The organism is Klebsiella sp. 1SOBk10mer (assembly GCF_046602535.1).
Lineage (GTDB): Bacteria > Pseudomonadota > Gammaproteobacteria > Enterobacterales > Enterobacteriaceae > Klebsiella > Klebsiella quasipneumoniae.
In genome coordinates, this window is sequence record NZ_JBKIUP010000005.1 from 38,500 (window position 1) to 62,389 (window position 23,890).

The window sequence follows — 23,890 nt, forward strand, 5'->3', positions numbered from 1 at the left end:
CGACGCCTTAGCGTTGTTCATCCAGCTGCAGCGCAATATACAGCAGCAGCCGGTCGTCAAAGCTGCCAAGATCCAGCCCCGTCAGCTCCGAGATACGATTCAACCGGTACTCCAGGGTATTGCGATGAATAAACAGCGCCTTTGACGTCGCCAGCGGCTGCACGTTATGGCGAAACCACGCCTGCAGCGTTCGCCGCAGCAGCCCGTTGTTGTCCATCGCCTTGAGACGCGCCAGCGGACGGGCCAGCTCATTGGCCTGCCAGCCGCCGCGCAGGCTGTCAAGCAGCACCGGCAGCATCAGATCCTGATAGAAGTAGCAGCGGCTCTCCGGCATCCGCTGCTTGCCCACCATCATCGTCGTGCGTGCGGTACGGTAAGAGCGGGCGATACTCCCGGGACCGGTGAAGAAGTTGCCCAGCGCCACGCGGAAGCGGAGCTGCCCATTCTCTTTCATCCTGGCGATAAGCTGCTCGACGCGGCGGACGTGATCGTCTGCGTCCCAGCGGCCAAAGCTGTTCAGCGCCGGTTTCAACACCACCATTTCCGTGAGCGAGACAATGGCCACCAGATTATTGCGATCGGGGGTGGTCAGCGCGTTCTGCAACTGCTGTAGCTCCGCCATCGCGCTGTCCACGCCGAGCTGGCCGCTGTCCACCTCAATCATCGCCACTACGCGCGGCTGATTCAGGTCAATTCCTAAACGCTGCGCCCATTCGTTCAGCGCCGGGGTATGCTCTTCCGCCTGAATCAGGTTCATCACCAGCTCTTCGCGCAGACGGCTGTCCTGCGCCAGGAGATGCATCAGTCGCGACTGCTCCAGCATCATCTCAGCCGTCATGCACACCAGCTCGCCATATTTTCGCAGCGACTCCGGCTCGCCGGTCAGGCCGATCACCCCGACGATCTCCCCCTCCAGGCGCAGCGGCAGGTTGATCCCTTGACGCACTCCGTGGAGATGGCGAGCGACCGCATCGTCGATATCCACCACCCGCCCCTGGGAAAGCACCAGCAGCGCGCCTTCGTGCAATTCACCAATCCTTTCCCGATCGCCGCTGCCGATAATCCGCCCGCGGGCATCCATCACGTTGATGTTGGTATCGATGATGCGCATCGTCCGCGCCACAATATCCTGCGCCATTTTGGTATCAAGATGCCAGCCAGCCATGTAATCCTCCCCTTTGCAGGGCACCAGCATAAAAGAGTCGTTGCTCTGCTGCATTGTGCATATGCCCGAAGCCCGGGTGAGATATGTGGAGTTGTGGAAGCGGTCACAGAACGAAAAAAAGCCCCTGCCCTCGGCGAGGGAAGGGGCTGGAGAGCGAGCGCTGACTATTACTGCAACAGCAGATAGATAGAGGCGTCGCCGCGCTGAATGTTCAGCGCCAGCACGGACGGTTTGGCGTCGAAGATTTTCCGCAGATCGGCGATGTTTTTCACCGGCTGCTGGTTCGCCCCGACGATGACGTCGCCTTTCTTGAGGCCAATCTGCGCCGCCGGGGTACCGGCTTTCACATTATTGACCACCACACCTTTGTCCTGACCCTTGTTGCTCATTTCCGCCCCTTCAATCCCGTTGAAGATGGTGCTGGAGTCAACCTGGGTCTGGTTGCTCTGCTGCAGTTCGACGGTCACGGTCACCGGTTTGCCGTCGCGCAGCAGACCAAGCTCAACTTTGCTGCCGATAGGCATGGTGCCGACCTGGGCACGCAGCGCGGCGAAGCTGCTGATCGCCTTCCCGTTGAGAGAGGTGATCACGTCGCCGGCTTTAATGCCCGCTTTCGCGGCCGCCGACCCCGGCATCACCTGGCTGACAAAGGCGCCGCGCTGGGCGTCGACTTTCATCGCTTTCGCCAGCTCAGAGTTCAGTTCGGTCCCCATGATGCCGAGCTCGCCGCGTTTCACCTGGCCATATTTCACCATCTGCTCGGTCAGGTTTTTCACCATGTTGCTTGGGATAGCAAAACCGATACCGATGTTGCCGCCGTCCGGCGCCAGAATGGCGGTGTTGATGCCGATCAGCTCGCCGTTGAGGTTCACCAGGGCGCCGCCGGAGTTCCCGCGGTTAATCGCCGCATCGGTCTGGATAAAGTTTTCGTAGTTTTCCACGTTCAGGCCGCTACGACCCAGCGCGGAAACAATCCCGGAGGTCACGGTTTCGCCCAGACCGAACGGGTTACCGATAGCCACGGTGTAGTCGCCAACGCGCAGCGCGTCAGAGTCGGCGAGCTTAATCGCCGTCAGGTTTTTCGGATCCTGAATCTGAATCAGCGCGATATCAGAGCGCGGATCTTTGCCAACCACTTTGGCATCAAACTTACGGCCATCGCTCAGTTGAACCTTAATTGTGGTGGCGTTGTCCACGACGTGGTTGTTGGTCACCACATACCCCTTGGCCGCATCAATGATCACGCCGGAGCCCAGCGCCATAAATTTCTGCTGCTGGCCGCCGTCAGGCTGACCGCCCTGTCCGCCGCCCTGGCAAAACGGCGAACTCTGGAAAGGAGAACCGTCCTGGCAGAACGGCGAGTTATCGCCAAAGAACTGCTGGAAGTTACGTGGCATCCGTGGGGTATTAACGGTGGTGCTACCTTCAACGTTAATGCTCACCACCGACGGCATCACCTTCTCCAGCATCGGGGCCAGGCTTGGCATCTGCTGTGCATTAGTGGCCGAAGATGCCGTTTCTGCCGCGCTCGCAGAGAGCGGGGACAACGCCAGACCTAAACTCAGAGCCAGTGCACTCATTGCTAACGTGGTTTTTTTCATCAGTTTCAATCTCAATATCAGAAAACGAAAGTTGCTGTGTACGTGACTATCAGAGTCATTTTATAGCGCTAAGTTCCGGAATTAAGTTTCTGGAAAAAGTAAAAATTTATTGTCCATCTTTACAAAACTCCAGCTTATTCCACCGCCATTAGCCGCCGATATTCATCCCACGCATACAAATCCGTCATCCCGCTGATATAATCCTGAATCAGACGGCAGCGATAATAGTATTCCATCAGCGCAAATTCAGGCGCCGTGCGCGCCAGCTTATTTACCGCTTCCACATAGGCCAGCCGGTGGCGGGTTGATAGTTTCTGATACAGCCGGGAGGCAATGGGTAAACGCCGTACCCGCTCCTGCGCCACTAATTCGCTGAAATCCTCGAGCGATAATTTCAGCAGCGGCTGATAGATATCCAGCAGGCCACTGATCACCCGGTAGCCCTGCAATTCCAGCTGCTCGACATCCGGATGGCTAAACACCTGTTTCATCGCCACATTTTTATAAAGCTCCAGCAGCTGACTGCAATCGCTGTCGTCCTCGAGCAGCGCATGATTAAAGTCGCCCGTAAAGATGGCCGGCAGGTTGTCAATAAATCGGCGCGCCGCGTAGGGCACCAGCTTATTCAGCGTGTTCACCCGCAAATACATAAAAAACTGATCTTCCGCGCTCTGTTTCAGGGAATTGGCTCGTGATTTCTCCCAGGCATTTTCCACTACCTGTGAGAATAACGATCCTTTTTCATGGCAGCCCCAGGCGTCGTAAAGATGCTGATAAAGCTGCTCAGCGCTGAAAATACGTTTTTCCACCGCGTCCTCGAGATCCGCGACGCAATATGAGATGTCATCCGCGGCTTCCATAATCCAGGTTAATGGGAACCGATTGTAAGGCGCCAGATCCAGTTCTTTACGCAGGCGCGCCACATACTCCTCTTCGGCTAAATAGTAGCCAGGCTTTTTCATTAAATAGCTGTGGCTGGCTGGCGTCGCCTCGGACCACCACGCCGGCCGAGTATATTTCAGAATACAGCCGACCTGCGCCCAGGTCAGATTCATGCGCATCAGCGTATGGACCAGACGAATGCCCTGGGCGTTGCCCTCAAAGCTGCAGAGATCCTGGCGCACTTTGCGGCGCAGCGCGTTAAGCGACGTTTCCCCTTCATGCAAGCGTAATGCCTGCACTTCACAGCGATCGTCGGTCAGCGGCTGCCCGAGCGCATCGCCGGGCGCCAGACGCTGGCGGAACCAGTCGTTAATCGCCGCCTCGCCAAAATGGCCAAACGGGGGATTGCCGATATCGTGCATCAGGCAGGCCATCTCCACCACGCTCTCGAATGGCCCGGTCAGCTCTTCCAGGCCATACTCCTCCAGTAGCCTCAGCTCTTTCAGCCGGCTCAGCACCTCTTTGGCGATATAGCGTCCCACCTGCTGCACCTCCAGCGAGTGGGTCAGGCGGGTACGCACCGCCGCGTTGCGCTCCAGCGGGAAGACCTGAGTTTTTTGCTGTAAGCGACGGATTGCCGGCGAGTTGACGATCCGTCCCCGATCGCTTTCGAAGATCCGCAGGATGTCGCGCTCCGTCTCGACACGCGGCGGCGAACGGAAGCGTCGACGCCAGTTTATCTTGTTGCGAAAATCAATCTTTGCCATAGCCTCTCCCGCGCGAGCAATACGCTTCCCCTTAAGCGCATGATAGACTATGCAACTAAACCTGACACATCGCGAGTAAATCTATGAAAATTGGCATTATTGGCGCTATGGAAGAGGAAGTTACCCTTCTGCGCGACAAAATCGAAAACCGCCAGACTATCACTATTGGCGGGAGCGAAATCTATACCGGCCAACTTCACGGCGTTGACGTCGCGCTGCTGAAGTCTGGTATCGGGAAAGTGGCGGCGGCGATGGGCGCGACCCTGCTGCTGGAGCGCTGCCAGCCTGACGTGATCATTAATACCGGCTCTGCCGGCGGCCTGGCGCCGACCCTGAAGGTCGGCGATATCGTCGTCTCCGATGAAGCGCGCTACCACGACGCCGACGTCACCGCCTTCGGCTATGAGTACGGCCAGTTGCCTGGCTGCCCGGCCGGCTTTAAAGCGGACGAAAAACTGGTGGCCGCGGCGGAGAGCTGCATTAACGCGTTAGATCTCAATGCCGTTCGCGGCCTGATCGTCAGCGGTGATGCCTTCATTAACGGCTCTGTCGGTCTGGCGAAGATCCGCCATAATTTCCCGCAGGCGATCGCTGTGGAAATGGAAGCGACTGCCATCGCTCACGTCTGCCATAACTTTAAGGTTCCTTTCGTGGTGGTTCGCGCCATCTCCGATGTGGCCGACCAGCAGTCCCACCTCAGCTTTGAGGAGTTCCTTGCGGTCGCCGCCAGACAGTCCACCCTGATGGTGGAGAATCTGGTACAGAACCTGGCACGTGGCTAAGTCGCTCTCCTTCGCGCTTGCCGCGCTGCTGTTACTCGCCCCGGCGTGGCTGCTGGCCGCGCCGCGGGTGATCACCCTCTCCCCCGCCAATACCGAACTGGCCTTTGCCGCCGGGATCACGCCGGTCGGCGTCAGCAGTTATTCCGATTATCCGCCGCAGGCCAAAACGATTGAGCAAGTTGCCAGCTGGCAGGGAATGAACCTGGAGCGCATCGTAGCGCTCAAGCCAGACCTGGTGCTGGCCTGGCGCGGGGGTAATGCCGAACGTCAGGTTAACCAGCTGCAGTCGCTGGGGATCCACGTCCTGTGGGTACAGACTTCGACCATCGAAGAGATCATCGCCACCCTGCGTCAGCTGGCGCAGTGGAGCCCACAGCCGGAAAAAGCACAGCAGGCGGCGCAGTCGATGCAGCAGGAATACGATGCGCTGAAAGCGCGCTATGCCAGCGCGCCGAAGAAACGCGTCTTCCTGCAGTTCGGTTCCGCACCGCTATTCACCAGCGGCCCCGGCTCAATTCAGGATCAGGTGCTGAGGCTGTGCGGCGGCGAGAATATCTTTGCCGCCAGCCGCGTTCCCTGGCCGCAGGTGAGCCGCGAACAGGTGCTGGCCCGTCAGCCGCAGGCGATTGTGGTGACCGGCGACGCCAGCCGCATCGCCGAAGCGCAGCGCTTTTGGCAACATCAGCTCACCATTTCGTTGATTGCGTTACACAGCGACTGGTTTGAACGCGCAAGCCCACGTATTATCCTCGCCGCCAAACAACTTTGTGCGGCGCTCGACCAGGTAAAATAACCATCCGGCATACCGGATGTTCAGTGGGAATCAACGATGCTTGTCTATTGGCTGGATATTATTGGCACAGCTGTCTTCGCGATCTCCGGCGTTCTGCTGGCGGGGAAATTGCGTATGGACCCATTCGGCGTGCTGGTGTTAGGCGTGGTGACGGCGGTGGGCGGCGGTACCATCCGCGATATGGCGCTGGCGAATGGCCCGGTATTCTGGGTCAAAGATCCCACCGATCTGGTGGTGGCAATGGTCACCAGCATGCTGACCATCCTGCTGGTCCGCCAGCCGCGCCGGCTGCCGAAATGGATCCTGCCCGTTCTTGATGCCGTCGGTCTGGCGGTGTTTGTCGGCATCGGGGTGAATAAAGCGTTTCTCGCCGGCAGCGGCCCGCTGGTCGCGGTGTGCATGGGCGTGGTGACCGGCGTTGGCGGCGGGATAATCCGCGACGTGCTGGCGCGCGAAATTCCTATGATTCTGCGCACCGAGATCTACGCCACCGCCTGTATTGTGGGCGGCATTGTCCACGCCACCGCGCACGACACCTTTCATCTCCCGCTGGAGAATTCGGCGATGATGGGGATGGTGGTGACCCTGGTGATTCGTCTGGCGGCGATCCGCTGGCACCTGAAGCTGCCGACGTTTGCGCTGGACGATAACGGACGGTCATAAAAGCAAAACGGTAACCTGAGGTTACCGTTTTTAACGTTGGCACCCTCTCGCAGAAGGGGAAGACGCCCGGTCGCACTCGCTTTACACGCTGAACGAGGATCCGCAGCCGCAGGTGCTTTTCGCGTTCGGGTTGGTCACGATAAAGCGCGAACCTTCCAGCCCTTCGGTATAGTCGACAGAGCCGCCGACCAGATACTGCAGGCTCATTGGGTCAACCACCAGGCCGACACCCTGTTTCTCAATGGTCATATCCCCTTCGTTCACCTGATCGTCGAAGGTGAAGCCATACTGGAAACCGCTGCAACCGCCGCCGGTAATATACACGCGCAGTTTCAGGTTCGGATTATCTTCATCCGCAATCAGGTGTTTTACTTTATTGGCTGCGGCTTCGGTAAACTCCAGCGGCAACGCTACGTCATCACTCATTTTTTGCTCCCATTGATACTTCCGGCCGGTTAAAGAATAACCGGGCCTTTTGAGCCATTATCTAATACCCTGGTAAATCGTTCAAGTATTCTCCCGGGGCGCCTGCTGCGCTTTTGCCGCCTGCTCGGCCTCCTGCTTCGCCAGAGTACGTTGCAGAATGGTCGAATACAAAGGCTTACCGCCGAGGAATTGCGCCAGTAGTGTTGCGCCAAGGCAGGTAATAATCATTGGCAAAATGAGCTGATAGTTATCGGTCATCTCCAGCACCAGCACAATCCCGGTCAGCGGCGCACGCACCGAGGCGGCGAGAAGCGCGCCCATGCCGGCGATAGCGAAGGTGCCGGCATCGAGATGGTAGGACGGAAACAGCGGAATAGCCGCCATGCCGAACGCCGTGCCCAGCAGCGTGCCGAGCGCCAGCATCGGGGCGAAGATGCCCCCCGGCGCGCCGGAGGAGAAGCAGATCAGCGTGGTCACCACGCGGGCAATAAAGATAAACAGCAGCAAACCGACGGAGAAGTTACCGGCGGCGGCGATGGGGATCAGGTTAAAGCCACCGCCCACCGCGGAGGGCTGCATCAGCCCCAGCAGACCGCAAAGCCCGCCGATGATCCCGCCCATTAACACCCATTTTTTGATGTTGCCGCCGTGAATGCGCTGGAACAGATCCTGGGTGCGCAGCACCAGAAAATTAAACAGCGGGCCGAAGCAGCCAAACAGCATCCCCAGCACCAGGTACAGCCACAGCGTATTCACCGGGGCATTGCTCAGCTTGCCCACCTCTATAATTGCCGCCTCGCCGTTAAAAATGCGAAACACAATGCTCGACATGATCACGCCGGTAAATACCGCTTTAATGGAGATCAGGTTGTAGCGGAACTGCGGGCGCATCTCTTCGATGATAAACAGGATACCAGCCAGCGGCGCGTTAAAAGCCGCTGAGAGACCCGATGCCGCGCCGGTCGCCAGCAGCGTGTGCCGCGCTTCCGGACTGCGCATGCGGAAAATATCCAGCACCATGCGCCCAATGTTGCCGCCAAGCTGCACCATCGGCCCTTCGCGTCCCAGCACCATTCCGGCGCCCAGGGTCCCCATGCCGCCGATGAATTTCACCGGCAGCACGCGCCACCAGCGCACCGGCCGCAGCTCCTCCAGCGCCCCTTCGATCTCCGGGATCCCCGATCCGCCAGCCTCCGGCGCAAAGCGGCGCACGAGGAAATAGCCGACCATCGCCAGCAGCGCCGACAAGATAAACGCCAGCGGCCAGACCAGATACCAGTGGTCCGCTACCTGCGCCAGCGCGCCGATCCGCTGGTTCTGCACCCAGTTCACGCTCTTTTCAAACGCCACGCCCACCAGCCCGGCCAGCGTGCCGACCACCGCCGCCATAAACAGCACCGCCAGCGGCGTTTTATCGCGCTGAATTAAGCGGCGCACCGCATCGCCGCGACGCACCCGCACGAACTGATGTGCTTCAAAAGAGGGAGTTTCTGCTTTCATGCCGTTATCAATTATTGGTAATACAAATGAAGAGAGAGGCATTTTAGCCGCCCCGGCGCGCTGCGTCGTCAAAAAAATGCCCTTGCGGCACATTGTTTCAATTGGGCAAAACTTTCATAACCATCCTGGAATAACTTAGAATAGCCGATAAAACATTTTTCACGAACCAGGACCCTGGCCATGAGCAAATCTGAAAATCTGTACCATACTGCGCGCGAACTGATCCCCGGCGGCGTTAACTCGCCGGTGCGCGCCTTTACCGGCGTCGGCGGTACCCCGCTGTTTATCGAACGCGCGGATGGCGCTTACCTCTATGACGTGGATGGAAAGGCCTATATCGATTATGTCGGCTCCTGGGGTCCGATGGTGCTGGGCCACAACCATCCGGCGATCCGCAACGCGGTGATCGAGGCGGCGTCACGCGGCCTGAGCTTTGGCGCGCCGACCGAAATGGAAGTGAAAATGGCGGCGCTAGTGACCGAGCTGGTACCGACCATGGATATGGTGCGGATGGTGAACTCCGGTACCGAAGCCACCATGAGCGCGATTCGCCTGGCGCGCGGCTTCACCGGCCGCGACAAGATCATCAAGTTCGAAGGCTGCTACCACGGCCATGCCGACTGCCTGCTGGTGAAAGCCGGTTCCGGCGCGCTGACCCTCGGCCAGCCGAACTCGCCGGGCGTGCCGGCTGATTTCGCCAAACACACCCTGACCTGCACCTATAACGACCTCGCCTCGGTGCGCGCGGCGTTCGAGCAATATCCACAGGATATCGCCTGCATCATCGTCGAGCCGGTCGCCGGGAATATGAACTGCATTCCGCCGCAGCCGGAGTTCCTGCCGGGCCTGCGCGCGCTGTGCGACGAATTTGGCGCCCTGCTGATCATCGACGAAGTGATGACCGGCTTCCGCGTGGCGCTGGCGGGCGCGCAGGCTTATTACGGCGTGGAGCCGGATCTGACCTGTCTCGGGAAAATCATCGGCGGCGGGATGCCGGTAGGCGCTTTCGGCGGCCGTCGCGAGGTGATGGACGCTCTGGCCCCCACCGGCCCGGTTTATCAGGCCGGTACCCTCTCCGGTAACCCGATCGCCATGGCCGCCGGCTTCGCCTGCTTAAGCGAAGTGGCGCAGCCGGGCGTACATGAAACCCTCACCGAGCTGACCAACCAGCTGGCGCAAGGTCTGCTTGATGCGGCGCGTGACGCCGGGATCCCGCTGGTGGTCAATAACGTCGGCGGCATGTTCGGCATCTTCTTTACCGATGCCGAAACTGTCACCTGCTATCAGGATGTGGTGAAGTGCGATGTCGAACGCTTCAAGCGCTTCTTCCATCTGATGCTGGAGGAAGGCGTGTACCTGGCGCCGTCAGCATTTGAGGCTGGCTTTATGTCCGTGGCCCACAGCGAAGAAGATATCGACAATACCATCGACGCCGCGCGTCGGGTGTTTGCCAAACTGTAAGCTCCCTGCATGCCGGGTGACGCTCCGCTTACCCGGCCTACCAAACCCGCAATGGCACGGACCGTAGGTCGGGTAAGGCGTTAGCCGCTACCCAACAAAAAAACGGCACCGTGCGGTAGCCCGGATAAAGCGCAACGCGCCGCTATCCGGGATCTTTCGCGCTAACGCCACGCGTTAGCGGCTCTGCTTTCTCAGCAAATAGATAAAGTACGGCGCGCCGATAAAGGTTGATAACAGCCCCGCCGGGATCTGGTAGGGAAACATGATCATTCGTCCACACCAGTCGGCGAAGACCAGCAGCAGCCCGCCAGTCAGCCCGGAGATCACCATATGCGGCAGCGTGCGCCGGAAGCCCATCATCCGTGCGATATGCGACGCCATCAGCCCGACGAAGCTCAGCGGGCCGATGGTCAGCGTCGCCGCCGCCGTCAGGCAGGCCGCCAGCAGCAGCAGAACAATCCGCGATGAGGTCAGCGCCATGCCCACCGCTCGCGCCGCCTCCCCGCCCAGCGGCAGGATGGTCAGCCAACGGCGACAGAGCGGCGCCAGCGCCAGCAGGAGCAGCATCACCGCGCCGCTGCGGACCACCCTCTCCGGCGTCGCGCTGTAGGTCGACCCTGAGATCCACGTCAGGATCTGCGCCATGCGCGGATCGCCGCTGGCCTGCAGCATCATCAGCAGCATGGTGAAGGCGGTACTGAGCGCCATCCCCGCCAGCAGCATCCGATGCGGCGAAAAGCCGCCGCGCCCGGCGGCCAGCATAATGATCAGCAAGGTGCCGGCCGCGCCAAGGCTCCCGGCCGGCAGCAGCCAGCCAAAGGCGTCGCCAGGGACGAAGAACAGCATCAGCACCACGCCAAAGGCGGCGCCGGAGCTGATGCCCAGCACTTCCGGACTGGCCATCGGGTTGCCGGTCAGGCGCTGGATAATACAGCCGGCGACCGCCAGCATCACCCCGGCGAACAGCGCCGACAGCACTCGCGGCCAGCGCCAGGGCAGCAGTTGCTCCAGCAGATCGCCGTGAGCCCACAGCCAACCGTGGGCATCGCGACCAAAGGCCAGCGCCACGCTCACCGCCAGCAGCAGCAACGCGACGCCCCCGAGAACAAACCCTTGCACGTGATAGCGCTCAGGCTGCACGTTATCGCCGCCGTTCATCACCGGGGCGCTGATGCTGCGCAGCCGCGGCAGCAGCCACAGCAGCAGCGGCGCGCCAATCAGGGCGGTGACCGAGCCGGTGGAGACTTCCCGCCATACCCTGCTCAGCCAGAGGATCACCTGATCTGAAAGCCACAGGAGCAGCGCGCCGATCAGCGCCGCCAGCAGCAGCCGGGCCAGCAGTCGACGGGCGCCGAGCATTTTCGCCAGCAGCGGCGCGAACAGGCCGATAAAGCCGATAATCCCGACCGCGTTGACCAGCAGCGCGCTCATCACGATCGCCAGCGTCAGGGCGCCGAGGCGCGCCAGAGACAACGCCAGCCCAAGGTTGCGCGCCACTCCGTCATCGAGCCCCATCAGGGTCAGCGGACGCAGCAGCAGCAGCGTGAGTACTGCGCCGCCCAGCAGCTGCGGCCACAGGCGCTGCGCCACGCTCCAGTCGGTTTGCGTCAGCGTCCCGGTGCTCCACAAGAACATACTCTGCAGCTGGTCGTGATGGAAAATCACCATCAGCTGGTTAAGCGCCCCGCAGTAGAGGCTGACCACCAGGCCCGCCAGGATCAGCGTTACCGGCGACAGGCGCTTGCCCCAGGAGACGCCAAACACCAGCGCTCCCACCAGACAGGCTCCGGCCAGCGCGGCAAACTGCGACGCCAGCACGCCGGGGATGGCCCACAGCGTAGTGACTGTGATCCCCAGTTGCGCGCCGGTGGCGACGCCAAGGGTGGTTGGCTCCGCCAGCGGATTGCGCAGCACCTGCTGGAACAGTACGCCGACCAGTCCCAGCCCGGCCCCCACCAGCAGTGAAACGGTCACCCGCGGCAGCAGGCTGTAATGAAACAGCATCTGGGCAATCCGATCGCTATCCGGCTGCCACAGCGCCTGCCGCCATTGCGCATAGGGCAAGGCGACGTTGAGATTGACGATGCTCAACGCGAAGGCGGCAACCAGCAGCCCGGCCAGCAGGATAATGGCTAACGGTGAAATACGCCTATTCATGCCGGATTCCCCTGGGCCTCGGCCAGCACGCGGGCAAAATGCATCGCCGACAGCGTCGCGCCATAGAACCACACCGCCGGAACGCGCTGGAAGCGCCCCGCGCGCACGAACGGCATCGCCTGCCACAGCGGGGTCGCCAGCAGTTGGGTCATCTCCCGCTCGTTACCATGATCGAAACAGATCACATCGGCCTCGTTAAATTCCGCCAGCCGGTCGATGCCAACGCTGACGCTGCCCCAGAACGCCGCTTCGCCGCGCCAGGCGTTTTTGATGCCAAAGCGATCGAGCACTTCCTGGAACAGGCAGTTTTCGCCAAAAACCAGTACATGGCGCGGATCGAGCAGGGAGATCATCAACAGCGGACGGTCGCCGCGCCCGGCAAAACGCGGCTTCAGGCTCGCCATCAGCGCCTCAAACTCCGCCAGGTGGTGCTGAGCCTGTTGTGTTTTGCCCAGCAGGTCAGCCATCTCCAGCAGCGAGCGCTGAGCCATCGCCAGCGGACGTTTGCCATCGCTGAAGGTAAATCCGCGGCCGGGGGCGATACGCGCCAGCTTCTCCGGCGACGGGCCGTAGCCTGCCGACCAGACGATAAATGACGGTTTCATCTGCGTCAGCAGTTCAAGATTGGGTTCGGTACGCAAACCGACATCGATCACCGAGTCGGGCAGCGCGGGTTCGTTCACCCACAGGCGATAGTTGGGGATATCGGCCACGCCGTAAGGCGTGACGCCCAGCGCCAGCAGCAGCTCCGCCGGCAGCCACTCCAGGGCGACCACGCGCTGCGGGTCAACGTTCGCCGCCTGCGCGCCGCGCATCTGCCACAGCAGCGGCGAGAGCGCCATCGCGGTCAGCAGGCGGCGTCGGGTTATCTGAGTCGGGGTCATCATCAATAGACAAAGCTTACCGGCGCCGCGCCGGCCGGGTGCGGCAGGATCCCCATCGGGATGCCGTAGATTTGTTCCAGGGTGTCGCTGCGCATCAGTTCCGCCGGCGTCCCCTGGGCGATCATTTCTCCGCCGCGCAGGGCCACCAGATAGTCGCAGTAGCGGGCCGCCATATTAATGTCGTGCAGGACGGCGATCACCGTCAGGCCGCGCTGCTGGCTGAGGCGATGCACCAGCGCGAGGACATCAACCTGATGGGCGATATCCAGCGCCGAGGTGGGTTCATCGAGCAGCAGACAGCGGCTATCCTGCGCCACCAGCATGGCGATCCACGCCCGCTGGCGTTCGCCGCCGGAGAGGCTGTCCACCAGGCGATGGGCGAGCGGCTTCAGCCCCACCAGCGCAATCGCCTCTTCCACTTTCTCGCGGTCCGCCGCGCCAAAGCGACCCAGCGCGCCGTGCCACGGGTAGCGGCCGATGGCCACCAGCTCACGCACCGTCATACCTTCGGCCGGCGGCAGCTGCTGCGGCAGATAGGCCACTTTGCGGGCAAAGGCTTTGCTGCCCCAGCTCTCCAGCGGCTGCCCGTCCAGCAGCACATCGCCTGCGGAAGGCGGCTGATGACGGCCAAGCATTTTCAGTAACGTCGACTTGCCGGAGCCATTATGACCGATCAGGCCTGTGACTTTTCCAGCCGGGAAGGTGAGCGAGAGCGGATGGAGCAACGTGCGGCCAGGCACACGGAAAGTGACGCGATCCAACGCGAAGGTGGTTTCTGCGTGCGGAGTCTGTTCCTGCATAGCGATAACCTGATAAAGGGCGCGGCGAACCGCGCCCGTAGGTGGTTAGAAACGGAAGGTGGCGGTGGCGACGACCTGACGTCCGGCCCCCCAGTAGCAAGCGTATTCGCTGTAGCAACTGGAGACATATTCGCGGTCGAACAGGTTGTTGACGTTGACGCCGACCGACGACCCCGGCAGGCCAAAGCGCGCCAGATCGTATTTCACCGTCGCATCCATCAGCGCATAACCGGCCACACTAAAGGAATCATTTTTCTTACCGGTGCTGGTGTCATTTTTGTAGTAGCTGACCGTTGAACCGATATAGCGCGCCCCGGCCCCAATCGTCAGACCGCTGAGCGCGGTTTCGTGGAAGGTATAATCCGCCCACAGGGAGGCCATATTACGCGGCACTTCCGCCGGACGTTTGCCGTTGAACACCGTATCGTGAGTGTATTCCGCATCGGTATAGCTGTAGGCTGCGGTCAGGTTGATATTGGCGTTAACTGCCGCTTTCGCCTCCAGCTCAAGGCCGCGGGAGCGGATCTCGCCGGTCTGGATGCTGAACGCCTGGTTAGCCGGATCCGCCGTCAGGTTCTTGTCTTTGGTCAGCTGATAGACCGCCGCGGTGACCACCACCGGCATATCTTTCGGCACATATTTCACGCCGGCTTCATACTGCTTACCGCGCGACGGATCGAACGGCTTGCCGCTGCTGCTGGAGCCCGATACCGGTTCAAACGATTCGCTGTAGCTGAAGTACGGAGAGATACCGTTATCGAACAGGTAGTTGATGCCGCCGCGCCAGCTGAACTGCTGGTCGTGGTTCTCCGCCAGGCTGTTGGTGGCGCGGGTTAACGTTGAGGTGGTGGCGTAGTCGTAACGACCGCCCAGGGTCATGACCCACTTATCCCACTCCATCTGATCCTGCGCGTACAGGCCGGTCTGTTCCATCCGGTTGAGCACCGCGTACGGGAAGGTAACCTGAATATTCGGATTGCCGTACTGCGGATTATTCATGCTGATAGGATCCGCCGTCCCGTAGTCGGCATCCACATCATTACGCATCCGCGAGTAGTCCACGCCGGTCAGCAGCGTATGGCTGACCGCGCCGGTGGCGAAATCAGACTGCAGCTGGGTATCGACGGTAAAGGTGTTCAGGTGCTCGTCGGAGCGCACATAGGCGCGATTCATGTAGCCCGGCGCGACATAGCCATTGCCGTACACCGAGCGATACAGGGTATCGACCTCGGCATAGCGCAGGTTCTGCCGCACGGTAAAGGTATCATCGAACTGATGGGAGAAGCTGTAGCCCACCATCTTCTGGCGGCGGGAGATTTTATTATCCGCCTCGCCTTCATTGAAATCGGTTGGCAGCTTGTGCGCCTTACCATTGGCGTCGTAATACGGCACCACGGTGCCTTCGCGCGGCAGCCAGCCGTAGTAGCCCGCATCCGGGTCATTCTGGAAGTTGCTCAGGAAAGTGAAGTCGGTTTTATCGTCCGGACGCCAGCTAAAGGAGGGCGCCACCGCGTAGCGGGTCGATTTCGCCATCTGCTGCTGGGCATCCTGGCTGCGGCCCAGGCCGGTCAGGCGGTAAGACCAGACGCCGGCATCATCAATGGCGTCGCTGAAGTCAAACCCGGTCTGCCACAGATTGTCGGTGCCCATCTTAAACTGCACTTCTTTCAGCGGCTCGGTGGTCGGGCGTTTGCTGACCATGCTGACGATACCGCCCGGGTTGCTGTTGCCGTACAGCACCGAGGTTGGCCCGCGCATCACTTCCACGCGCTCCAGGAAGTAAGGATCCATGGAGACTTCAGAGTAGTTATTCCCCTGCAGCTTCATGCCGTCCAGATACTGGTTGGTGTTGACGGTCGTTGAGGTGGTGAAGCCGCGAATGGTGACCACGTCATAAGTGGTCGAACTGCCGCGGGTGGAGAAGACGCTTGGCGTATAGGAGAGCGCCTCTTTTACCGTCGTCGGCTGGCGCATCTCCATCTCCTGGCGCGTCACCACCGACACAGACTGCGGCGTTTTTTCGATCGGGGTATCGGTTTTCGTCGCCGTGGCGGAGCGTTTCGCCGCGATGGTCGGCGCCGGTCCCCAGGCGCTTTCCTGGGCGGCCGGAGCGGCAACGACGGTGATGGTTTCTTCTTGCTTCGGTTGTTCTGCTGCCTGTGCGTAGACAGACATGCCGCTAACCGCCGTGGCTACTACAGCTGCGACTTTACGCAGCGAGTGGTTTGGCTGAGCAGTTTTTGGACGCGCCATGGGTATATCTCTGATGAAAGTGAATGATAACGTAAACGAGAATTATTATTATGACGGGCGATATAATAGGCGAAACGTCGAAGGCAAGGCAAGCGATATGCCTGTCGCTGCGGGTCGAGGGCTGAATTAATAACCAGATAGTTATTATGGAGTTAAAGAGCCGTTAACTTTTTTACAGGCATAAAAAAACCCCTTAATACTTTCGTCTTAAGGGGTCTGGTCTTAGGGCTTAAATCAGTTACTGCCGAACATATCCTTGATCCAGCCCGCGACGCCGTCGCTCTTCTCCTGCTGCTTCGGCGGCTGTTGCTGCGGTTGCTGTTGCTGCTGAGGCTGCTGCTGCCCGGACTGATTGAACGGGTTGTTCGCTTCCTGCTGCTGCAACTGCTGCTGCTGCATCATCTCGCCCTGGCGGCACAGCGCATCCGGCTGCGTCGTCCACACCGGCAGCGAACGCATCCCGCCGCTGCAGACGAAGTTGCCGTTGCTGTCCACGCCCATGTCGACCACATCTTCGGGCGGCGTCAGCACCAGCGGCGTTGGCGTCTGGTTCGCCAGATAACGCTGATAAATCGACATCGCACCGCTGGCACCGTACAGTTTGGTTGGCTGGTTATTGTCGCGACCCACCCAGGTGATGGTCACCTGGCTACCGTCGATCCCGGCAAACCAGGTATCGACGTTATTGTTGGTGGTCCCGGTTTTCCCCGCCAGATGGAGGCCCGGATACTTCGCCCCCAGCTGACGCCCCGTCCCGCGCTGCACTACCTGCTGCATGGTCCACAGCGTCATGTAGGCCGCCTGGGCAGGCACCGCGCGCTCCGCCTGCGGGTAGCTCTGATACAGCACCGTGCCATCTTCCGCAATCACTGACCGCAGGGCGGAGAGTGGTGCACGGTTGCCGCCGCTGGCGATAGTCTGGAAGGCCTGGGCCACTTCAATCGGCGTCAGGTTCAGCGCGCCAAGCAGCATCGCCGGCACGGCGTTGAGCTGATTCTTCGGCGCCCCCAGTTTGGTCCAGGTATCGACCACCGCCGGCAAGCCCAGCGCCATCCCGAGGTTAACCGTCGGCACGTTCATCGAACGAGTCAGGGCATCTACCAGCATCACCTGACCGCTGAAGCGACGATCGTCGTTCTGCGGCGACCAGGTCTGGCCATTGGACAGGCGAATGGTCACTGGCGCATCGGCGATCCACGTATTCAGGCGATACTGATTCGGCTGGCTCAGCGCGGTCAGATAGGTCGCCGGCTTGGCCAGAGAACCAATCGACCGACGGGCCTGCATCGCGCGGTTGTAGCCGGCGAACTGCGGCTCCGCGCCGCCGACCATCGCCCGCACTTCACCGGTAAAGCGGTCCACCACCACCATGGCGGTTTCCAGATCTGCCAGCTTGCGCTGTTTCTTCAGTACCGGGATCCCTTCAGTAGCCGCTTTTTCCGCGGCATCCTGCGCCACCGAGTCGAAGGTAGTGAAGATCTTCACGCCGGAGAGATCTTTTACTTTATCGCCCAGCTTCGCCTGCAGCTCCTGACGCACCATCTGCATGAACGCCGGCTGTGGTGAAATGACCCCGCCGCGCGGCTGCACGCCCAGCGGACGCGCGCTCAGCATGTCGTACAGCTCCTGGTCGATGACCTGCTGCTGCTGCAGCAGACGCAGCACCAGATTGCGTCGCTCAAGGGCCAGCTTCGGGTTGCGCCACGGGTTATACACCGAGGCCCCTTTCACCATCCCCACCAGCAGCGCCTGCTGGTCGAGGCTCAGCTCTTCCACCGGACGGCCAAAGTAGTACAGGCTGGCCAGCGGGAAGCCGCGAATTTCGTTATCGCCGCTCTGACCGAGGTACACCTCGTTCATGTACAGCTCAAGGATGCGATCCTTGCTGTAGCGGGCGTCGACGATCAGCGCCATGTACGCTTCGTTGGCTTTACGCCAGTAGGAGCGCTCGCTGGAGAGGAACAGGTTTTTCACCAACTGCTGGGTCAGGGTACTTGCCCCTTGCACCGTCCGGCCTGCCGTCAGGTTCGCCAGCACCGCACGGCCGATGGAATAGAGGCTGATGCCATCGTGCTCGTAGAAGTGGCGGTCTTCGGTCGCCAGCAGTGTATCCACCAGCAGGTCAGGGAAGCCGCTGCGCTTCACGAACAGACGCTGCTCGCCGTTCGGCGACTGCAGCATGGTAATAAGCCGCGGATCGAGGCGGAAGAAACCGAACTGGCGGTTGTTATCCATATTCTCGATGGTTTCCAGATGGTCGCCGTCGAAGGTCAGACGCGCGCGCACCTGCCCTTCTTTACTGTCCGGGAAATCGAACGGACGGCGGATCATCTCGATGCTGTTGGCCTGCACCGTATATTCGCCGGGACGCGTCATCGCGCTAACCTGACGATACTGGGTGGCGTTCAGCAGACGTACCATCTCGTTTTTGCTGATCTGCATGTCCGGCTCAAGGTTCACCATCCGGCCATAGACCGCAGCCGGCAGCTCCCAAACTTTACCGTCGATGCGGCTGCGGATTTTCTGGTCGAGGTAGACGCCATAGGCGGCAATCAGCACCGCGAAGACAATCCCCAGCTTGACCAGCAGCCACAGCCAGCTGCGCTTACGACGAGGCTTGCCACCTTTGCCTTTGGCTTTTCTCGGCACCGGTTTCTCATCCTCATAATCATCGTCATCATACTCGTCGTCGTAGTCCTCTTCCCGGACCCGGCGACGGGTGACTTTCTGTTTTGTCGGACGTGAGGGTCTTCCCTTACGTCCGATAGGCTCGCGGTCATCTCCCGCCATGCTTTTTCTCCGCAACGTTCAGGCGCAAAGGCCTGATTCTCAATACTTCCTCCGTTCAGAGGAAGAAGAAATCTCTCAAATTAACGTTCAGGCTGCTCATCCTCAGGACGACAACCTGCTGGCGGGCAGAACGCGCCGCCCACCTTTCAAAGGGTTGCTTTGCTTCGCTTCACATGATACTAACAATAGAAATTCACCATAAAATCAATGTGTTAAACGCATCACTGGCAGAATAAGTCAGAACATAGCACGTAATGTTCAGGGCATACAGGATAGCACTAAAATGCGACATTCTTAACCAGCATTTTACCTCGTGCTTACGTAACAAGATGGGAAAGAGTATGTTTTTTAATAACATAAAAAATGACGCTCGCCCTGATGCCAAATGCGGCGGCATCGCCTCAGACTGAAAATATATTTCCTGGACGACAGCATTTATTATTGAGAGAAGTAAAGGGGATGAATCGAGTTTCTGCCAATAAAAATGAGAGGCTGTTAACATTTATGTAGAATAATATTTTATGATGACACCAGGGAAATATTTGTTAAACTAGCGGCCAGTGATTCATTATTTTGATTACTCTACTATGCGCATTCCACTTATATTCCCGCTTTGCGTGGTGGCCTTACTCTCTGGCTGCCAACAGAAACCCGCCTCAACGCTCAGTCCGGCCATCAGTAGCCAGGCGCAGCTCGAGCAGCTCTCGTCCGTGGCGGCAGGAACGCGCTATCTCAAGAATAAATGTAATCGTAGCGATCTGCCCGCCGATGAAACTATTTATCGGGCGGTGGTGAATGTAGGCAAAGCGCGCGGATGGGGAAATATTGACCCGGCAACGTTAAGTCAAAATAGCGACCGGCTTTACCAACAGCTTTTACAGGACAGCACCCCGGAAGCCACACAGTGCAGTCAATTTAATCGCCAGCTTGCTCCCTTTATTGCCAGCCTACGCGGCGACTAAGCAAAATATCTTCAACGCGCATTGAATTGCGCTTGCTCCTTATTCGCCTTTCGGCTCCTCGTCAATTTTCCCGCCGGGCCAGTCCTCCAGCGCCGCGAGGGTAAAGGTCGTGCCATTGAAGCTAAAGATCGTCACATCCTGCTGGATCTGCTCCACCACCAGATTGGGCAGCGGGGAATCGCCCTCGGTCCACGCTTTGCCGTTTAACACAATGCTGCGCTTTTCCGCTAACGAGGCGTAGACATGGGCGCTGTAGCGCAGAGGCGGCAGCGTATCGCTGTCCACCACCGGCGCGGCGGGCGCGCTGGCTTTTGCCGCCGGCGGCGGCGTCTTTGGCGCGGCCTCTCCGGCAGCGGTTAACGGCAGAAGCGCCGCATGCGCCACCGGCAAGGGCAGCGTTTGCGGCGGTGCCGGGTGACGCCACTGCTCGCCGCCAAACCAGCCGAGCGCGATAAATAATCCGGCGTATAGCGGGATAATCCAGCCAGGGATCTGCACCATCCGGCCGCGGACCACCGGCGCGTCCGCCAGTGTGGTGGGCGGCTGATGCGCCACCAGCGGGGGGATCCCTCTTTCACTGTCATCACGAACAATCACAACGGTCTCCTGTTCCCTCACGATAACGAGAAGGCGCCCTTACGGGCGCCCCACGTCACCTTATTTACTGCTCACCGGCAGGCCGGCGCCCTGCGATTCGCCCTGCGGCAATTCGAGGACGGCAACCGACCAGGCCGGCAGCGTGACCGAGCCGTCAGCGGCAACCTGCACGCCGCTGGCCAGCGACCGGTCGCCCGCCGCCTGCTGAATAGCGCTCAGCTGGAGCGATGTGCCGGCGAAATCCTGCAGCGTCCGGCTTTCCGGGGCAGCGTTGATCGCCACCACGATGCCGTCGACGCGGCTGTCCAGGCTGGCGCCAGCCTGGATCCCGTCATCGATGGTCATCACCAGCAGACCAGTCTGCTGATCGGCGCCGGTATTGCGGAAGTCCACGCGCTGCATCACCGTCGCGCCGTCGCCGAGGGTAAACAGCGGCGACGATTTACGCAGCGCGGTCAGCTCCTGATAAAACGCGGTCATCTGCTTGAGCTCGGCTTCGCCCGGGGTGGCCACCCAGTCCTTCACGCGGGCGATGATGTCATAGTTGCTGCCATCATCGCTGCTGCGCGGCATACCGACGTTGTAGTTGTTGTCCTGCAGGGAGTAGTCCACGCGGTTAAACCAGTCGCCGGAATCATACGAGTCGCGGGTAAAGGATTTAGAGCGCAGCAGCTCTGAGCCCTGCTGGTCAAAGGCGATCCCCTGGCCGAGCATCACCGTCGCCAGCGACACCGCCTGCATCCGGACGCGGGTATCGAGATCTGCCTCCTGAGCGGCTTTATAGCTGATCATGTCCCACAGCGTCTGGTTATCGTGTTTTGACACATAGTTCACGACTTCCGTCGGATCAGCCGCGTAGCCGCCTGGCGCGCCGTTATAGTCAATCTCGCTGCCTCTCTTCACCGCGCCGTCTTTGTCGATCAGCACGAAGTCCGCAAGGTTACCGGCCATGCCGAGACGGGTCAGATCGGCGAGGTGACGCGCCTGATCGTCGGTCAGGGTGGTCAGCTCATTCGGCAGAACGCCGGCCCCGCTGCCCACGCCCTGGTTCTGGCGCAATGCATCACCGGAGTCGAACGGCCCGCCGCCGCGCACGGCGTCGCGCAGACGATCGGAGAACGTGCCGATCCCGGTGCCTTTGAGATTGATTTGCGAGGCAATTTCAAAGCGATCGCTCTGGTTGGAATCCCAGCCTTCGCCAAAGAAGTAGATATCCGGGTTCAGCGCTTTAATGCGTTCCCAGGCCGAGAGGATCTGCGCTTTCGGGTGGTAGCCCATCAGGTCGAAGCGGAAGCCATCGATCTTATAATCGGTGGTCCATACCGCCAGTGAATCGGCGATAAGCTTGGCGAACATCCGGTGCTCTGGCGCCGAGTCGGAGCAACAGGTAGCCGATTCCACGCTGCCGGTAGTTTCGTTCAGACGCTGATAGTACCAGGGGACGATCTTATCCAGTACCGAAGTGCGGTCGGTCGGGCCTGCGGCGTTGGTGTGGTTGTACACCACGTCCATAATGACGTTCATTCCCAGATCCTGCTTGATCGCCTGAATCATGGTGCGGAACTCTTTAATGCGCGCCGTGCCTTCTGGATCGGTGGCGTAGGATCCTTCCGGTACCGTGTAGTGGAACGGATCGTAGCCCCAGTTATAGGAGTCGGTCTGCGCCACCAGCGTATTCAACGCCTGCACCTGCGGGTTATCCTTGCTGTCGTTCTGCTTCAGCTGAGTCAGCACCTCTTCAACCGTCGAACCGCTGTCGCAATAGCCCGCGAACTCGCTGCTCTTCACCGCGCTGTTGACCTCGCACAGGCGACTGAACGGCTGCTGAATATCAGCGACTTTGTCGCTGAACTCATTGACCGTCGCCAGATCGAAGACCGGCAGCAGCTCAATATGGGTCACGCCCGAGGCCGACAGCTGTTTCAGATGCTGGACCATATTGCTCTCCTGGGCGGTGAGCGCCAGATACTTACCGCGCAGCTCCGCAGGAACGGTTTGATCCCAGGCGGAGAGATCGCGAATATGCGATTCGTGGATCGTCATTTTCGCCAGGTCGGCTTTGGTTTTCTGCGCGTGCGGCATCGTCAGCCCGTCCCAGCCTTCCGGCTTCAGCGCGCTGTCGTTCAGATCGACCACCTGGCTGTACTCCGAGTTGGTCGACAAACTATGGGCGTAGGGATCGGTCACTTCGTACTGCTCGACTTTACGCGACTGCGGGTGGTAGACCGTCATCGCGTAGCGGTAGAACGCGCCTTTCAGGTCGCTCCCTCCCTGCCAGGACCAGGCGCCGGAGGCGCTGTCGCGGGTCATCGGGTGACTGGCTATCACTTTCTTGTCCGCGCTATAGATCACCAGCTCGGCCTGCTGCGCCGTGGGCGCCCAGACGCGGAAGGTCACGCCGCTATCGGTTAGCTGGGCGCCATAGCTCAGCGCCTCGGCGGCGGCGGCATAGGTATCGTCCAGTACGCCGGCGGTCTGCACCTGGGTGGCGGAGCTCAGGATCCCGTCGCTTTCGGCGGATATCGCCACCGTCTCGCCCTGCAGCAATTCATCGACGTTGACGTCATCCGGCAGCTTAAAGGCAGGATAGCTAGCGAGATGCGGGAAGCGCATGCTCACCTGCTGGCTGACGGTGGTGGGGGTCAGCTTGACATATTTATCGGTAAATTCGCCGTTACTGTCGGCTGCCACCTTACTGCTGTGGCTGTAATAGAGGCGCACAATGGGTTTAATTTCCCCGCCCGGCCACAGCAGAGTGGTCTTATCGACCCAGTGCGCATCGGCCAGCGCCACGCCAAAGGCGGCGCGGAAGGCGTCGGTGCGGGAGTCATAGACCGCGCTGTTGCCGGCGATGACCGATACCGTCCGATCGGTGAAATCGCTGAAAGAGACGCGCAGGTCGCTGTCGATAAGCTTATTGGTGCCATCGCGGACGATAACGTTGATACATCCGCTCTCTTTGGTCAACGGGATCACCCAGTAAGGGCCATATTTGTCGCTGCCGGTCGGCGTGGTGCTGACATCATTCCAGTCCGCCACCGGCGCGCTCAGCGCATCGCAGGTTTCGTTATTCCACAGATAGAGGTTTTTGCTGGCATAGTCGGCCGGCGTGCTGCTGGTGATGCCGGCGATATCGACGAGATGAATGACAGCCTGGTTGGCAGAGGCCTGTACCGCTTCGCCAGGGACGGCAACGTCCGGTAAACGGACGACGACATCCTGCGGGTCGGGCGTGCCGGGATTACCTGGGTCGCCAGGTGAGCCAGAGGAAGAGGAGGAAGAGCTGTTATCACAGCCACTCAATAATACTAACGATCCAATAAATAGGGCATGACAGGTATATCTGAGCATTCGATAGTCCCTAATATGCTTATTAAATTATAAAAGGTAAGAAAGGATGAATATCT

The 23,890-nt window shown here is 60.0% G+C and carries 17 protein-coding genes; 5 read left to right on the forward strand and 12 right to left on the reverse strand.

Annotation, left to right across the window (positions count from 1 at the left end; all coding sequences use genetic code 11):
* Positions 1-7: 7 nt before the first annotated feature.
* The 3 genes from cdaR to dgt all read right to left on the reverse strand — a co-directional run bounded on the left by cdaR (position 8) and on the right by dgt (position 4,415).
* The gene (gene cdaR, locus ACLH1I_RS14630) at positions 8-1,165 is read right to left on the reverse strand and encodes a DNA-binding transcriptional regulator CdaR (protein ID WP_004204443.1); all 1,158 of its coding nucleotides are present in this window, start codon (positions 1,163-1,165) and stop codon (positions 8-10) included.
* A 167-nt stretch (positions 1,166-1,332) separates the two neighbouring features.
* Positions 1,333-2,766: a serine endoprotease DegP gene (degP, locus tag ACLH1I_RS14635; RefSeq protein ID WP_004145870.1), complete on the reverse strand. Its 1,434-nt coding sequence runs from the start codon at positions 2,764-2,766 to the stop codon at positions 1,333-1,335.
* A 134-nt stretch (positions 2,767-2,900) separates the two neighbouring features.
* The gene (dgt, locus tag ACLH1I_RS14640) at positions 2,901-4,415 is read right to left on the reverse strand and encodes a dGTPase (protein WP_004204441.1); all 1,515 of its coding nucleotides are present in this window, start codon (positions 4,413-4,415) and stop codon (positions 2,901-2,903) included.
* Between the two features lie 83 nt (positions 4,416-4,498).
* Here dgt and mtnN point away from each other — a divergent pair, with 83 nt between their 5' ends.
* From mtnN to ACLH1I_RS14655, 3 genes are read left to right on the forward strand one after another with little or no spacing between them, the layout of a single operon-like run.
* A complete protein-coding gene (gene mtnN / locus ACLH1I_RS14645) occupies positions 4,499-5,197 on the forward strand; it encodes a 5'-methylthioadenosine/S-adenosylhomocysteine nucleosidase (protein ID WP_004204440.1) in 699 nt (232 codons plus the stop codon).
* A complete protein-coding gene (btuF, locus tag ACLH1I_RS14650) occupies positions 5,190-5,990 on the forward strand; it encodes a vitamin B12 ABC transporter substrate-binding protein BtuF (RefSeq protein ID WP_151629170.1) in 801 nt (266 codons plus the stop codon). The genes mtnN and btuF overlap by 8 nt, the downstream gene beginning before the upstream one ends.
* A gap of 36 nt (positions 5,991-6,026) precedes the next feature.
* Entirely contained in the window at positions 6,027-6,653 is a 627-nt protein-coding gene (locus tag ACLH1I_RS14655) for a TRIC cation channel family protein (RefSeq protein WP_004204437.1), read from the forward strand.
* Positions 6,654-6,734: 81 nt separating this feature from the next.
* Here the strand turns inward: ACLH1I_RS14655 and erpA are convergent, their stop codons facing one another.
* Together erpA and clcA are read right to left on the reverse strand one after the other, a co-directional pair.
* The gene (gene erpA / locus ACLH1I_RS14660; protein ID WP_002889275.1) at positions 6,735-7,079 is read right to left on the reverse strand and encodes an iron-sulfur cluster insertion protein ErpA; all 345 of its coding nucleotides are present in this window, start codon (positions 7,077-7,079) and stop codon (positions 6,735-6,737) included.
* Between the two features lie 81 nt (positions 7,080-7,160).
* Entirely contained in the window at positions 7,161-8,579 is a 1,419-nt protein-coding gene (gene clcA / locus ACLH1I_RS14665) for a H(+)/Cl(-) exchange transporter ClcA (protein WP_004204436.1), read from the reverse strand.
* A 180-nt stretch (positions 8,580-8,759) separates the two neighbouring features.
* Here clcA and hemL point away from each other — a divergent pair, with 180 nt between their 5' ends.
* Positions 8,760-10,040 (forward strand): glutamate-1-semialdehyde 2,1-aminomutase, encoded by a 1,281-nt coding sequence (gene hemL, locus ACLH1I_RS14670; RefSeq protein ID WP_004204435.1) that lies wholly within the window; start codon positions 8,760-8,762, stop codon positions 10,038-10,040.
* Between the two features lie 174 nt (positions 10,041-10,214).
* Here the strand turns inward: hemL and fhuB are convergent, their stop codons facing one another.
* The 5 genes from fhuB to mrcB all read right to left on the reverse strand — a co-directional run bounded on the left by fhuB (position 10,215) and on the right by mrcB (position 18,924).
* Positions 10,215-12,197, reverse strand: a complete 1,983-nt coding sequence (fhuB, locus tag ACLH1I_RS14675) for a Fe(3+)-hydroxamate ABC transporter permease FhuB (RefSeq protein ID WP_198079807.1) — start codon at positions 12,195-12,197, stop codon at positions 10,215-10,217.
* Positions 12,194-13,084 carry a Fe(3+)-hydroxamate ABC transporter substrate-binding protein FhuD gene (fhuD, locus tag ACLH1I_RS14680; RefSeq protein WP_049116584.1) on the reverse strand — a complete coding sequence of 297 codons (891 nt, stop codon included), beginning with the start codon at positions 13,082-13,084 and terminating at the stop codon, positions 12,194-12,196. The genes fhuB and fhuD overlap by 4 nt, the downstream gene beginning before the upstream one ends.
* Positions 13,084-13,881, reverse strand: coding sequence for a Fe3+-hydroxamate ABC transporter ATP-binding protein FhuC (fhuC, locus tag ACLH1I_RS14685; protein WP_004204431.1), 798 nt, complete (start codon positions 13,879-13,881; stop codon positions 13,084-13,086). The genes fhuD and fhuC overlap by 1 nt, the downstream gene beginning before the upstream one ends.
* Positions 13,882-13,926: 45 nt before the next feature.
* Positions 13,927-16,134 carry a ferrichrome porin FhuA gene (fhuA, locus tag ACLH1I_RS14690; RefSeq protein ID WP_004204430.1) on the reverse strand — a complete coding sequence of 736 codons (2,208 nt, stop codon included), beginning with the start codon at positions 16,132-16,134 and terminating at the stop codon, positions 13,927-13,929.
* Between the two features lie 234 nt (positions 16,135-16,368).
* The gene (gene mrcB / locus ACLH1I_RS14695) at positions 16,369-18,924 is read right to left on the reverse strand and encodes a bifunctional glycosyl transferase/transpeptidase (protein ID WP_023319766.1); all 2,556 of its coding nucleotides are present in this window, start codon (positions 18,922-18,924) and stop codon (positions 16,369-16,371) included.
* Between the two features lie 587 nt (positions 18,925-19,511).
* Between mrcB and gspS the strand changes: the two genes are divergently transcribed.
* On the forward strand, positions 19,512-19,886 hold the full coding sequence (gene gspS, locus ACLH1I_RS14700; RefSeq protein ID WP_023319765.1) for a type II secretion system pilot lipoprotein GspS: 375 nt from the start codon (positions 19,512-19,514) through the stop codon (positions 19,884-19,886).
* A 39-nt stretch (positions 19,887-19,925) separates the two neighbouring features.
* Here gspS and gspB read toward each other — a convergent pair whose 3' ends face one another.
* Together gspB and pulA are read right to left on the reverse strand one after the other, a co-directional pair.
* Positions 19,926-20,483: a type II secretion system assembly factor GspB gene (gene gspB, locus ACLH1I_RS14705; RefSeq protein ID WP_004204426.1), complete on the reverse strand. Its 558-nt coding sequence runs from the start codon at positions 20,481-20,483 to the stop codon at positions 19,926-19,928.
* Positions 20,484-20,543: 60 nt separating this feature from the next.
* Complete coding sequence (gene pulA, locus ACLH1I_RS14710) at positions 20,544-23,834, reverse strand: pullulanase-type alpha-1,6-glucosidase (protein WP_198079806.1); 3,291 nt, start codon at positions 23,832-23,834, stop codon at positions 20,544-20,546.
* Between the last annotated feature and the right edge of the window lie 56 nt (positions 23,835-23,890).

Coding starts and splice junctions, on each gene's coding strand:
- cdaR (WP_004204443.1), bottom strand. CDS start 1,165: ATGGCTGGCTGGCATCTTGATACCAAAATGGCGCAGGATATTGTGGCG.
- degP (WP_004145870.1), bottom strand. CDS start 2,766: ATGAAAAAAACCACGTTAGCAATGAGTGCACTGGCTCTGAGTTTAGGT.
- dgt (WP_004204441.1), bottom strand. CDS start 4,415: ATGGCAAAGATTGATTTTCGCAACAAGATAAACTGGCGTCGACGCTTC.
- mtnN (WP_004204440.1), top strand. CDS start 4,499: ATGAAAATTGGCATTATTGGCGCTATGGAAGAGGAAGTTACCCTTCTG.
- ACLH1I_RS14655 (WP_004204437.1), top strand. CDS start 6,027: ATGCTTGTCTATTGGCTGGATATTATTGGCACAGCTGTCTTCGCGATC.
- erpA (WP_002889275.1), bottom strand. CDS start 7,079: ATGAGTGATGACGTAGCGTTGCCGCTGGAGTTTACCGAAGCCGCAGCC.
- clcA (WP_004204436.1), bottom strand. CDS start 8,579: ATGAAAGCAGAAACTCCCTCTTTTGAAGCACATCAGTTCGTGCGGGTG.
- hemL (WP_004204435.1), top strand. CDS start 8,760: ATGAGCAAATCTGAAAATCTGTACCATACTGCGCGCGAACTGATCCCC.
- fhuB (WP_198079807.1), bottom strand. CDS start 12,197: ATGAATAGGCGTATTTCACCGTTAGCCATTATCCTGCTGGCCGGGCTG.
- fhuD (WP_049116584.1), bottom strand. CDS start 13,084: ATGATGACCCCGACTCAGATAACCCGACGCCGCCTGCTGACCGCGATG.
- fhuC (WP_004204431.1), bottom strand. CDS start 13,881: ATGCAGGAACAGACTCCGCACGCAGAAACCACCTTCGCGTTGGATCGC.
- fhuA (WP_004204430.1), bottom strand. CDS start 16,134: ATGGCGCGTCCAAAAACTGCTCAGCCAAACCACTCGCTGCGTAAAGTC.
- mrcB (WP_023319766.1), bottom strand. CDS start 18,924: ATGGCGGGAGATGACCGCGAGCCTATCGGACGTAAGGGAAGACCCTCA.
- gspS (WP_023319765.1), top strand. CDS start 19,512: ATGCGCATTCCACTTATATTCCCGCTTTGCGTGGTGGCCTTACTCTCT.
- pulA (WP_198079806.1), bottom strand. CDS start 23,834: ATGCTCAGATATACCTGTCATGCCCTATTTATTGGATCGTTAGTATTA.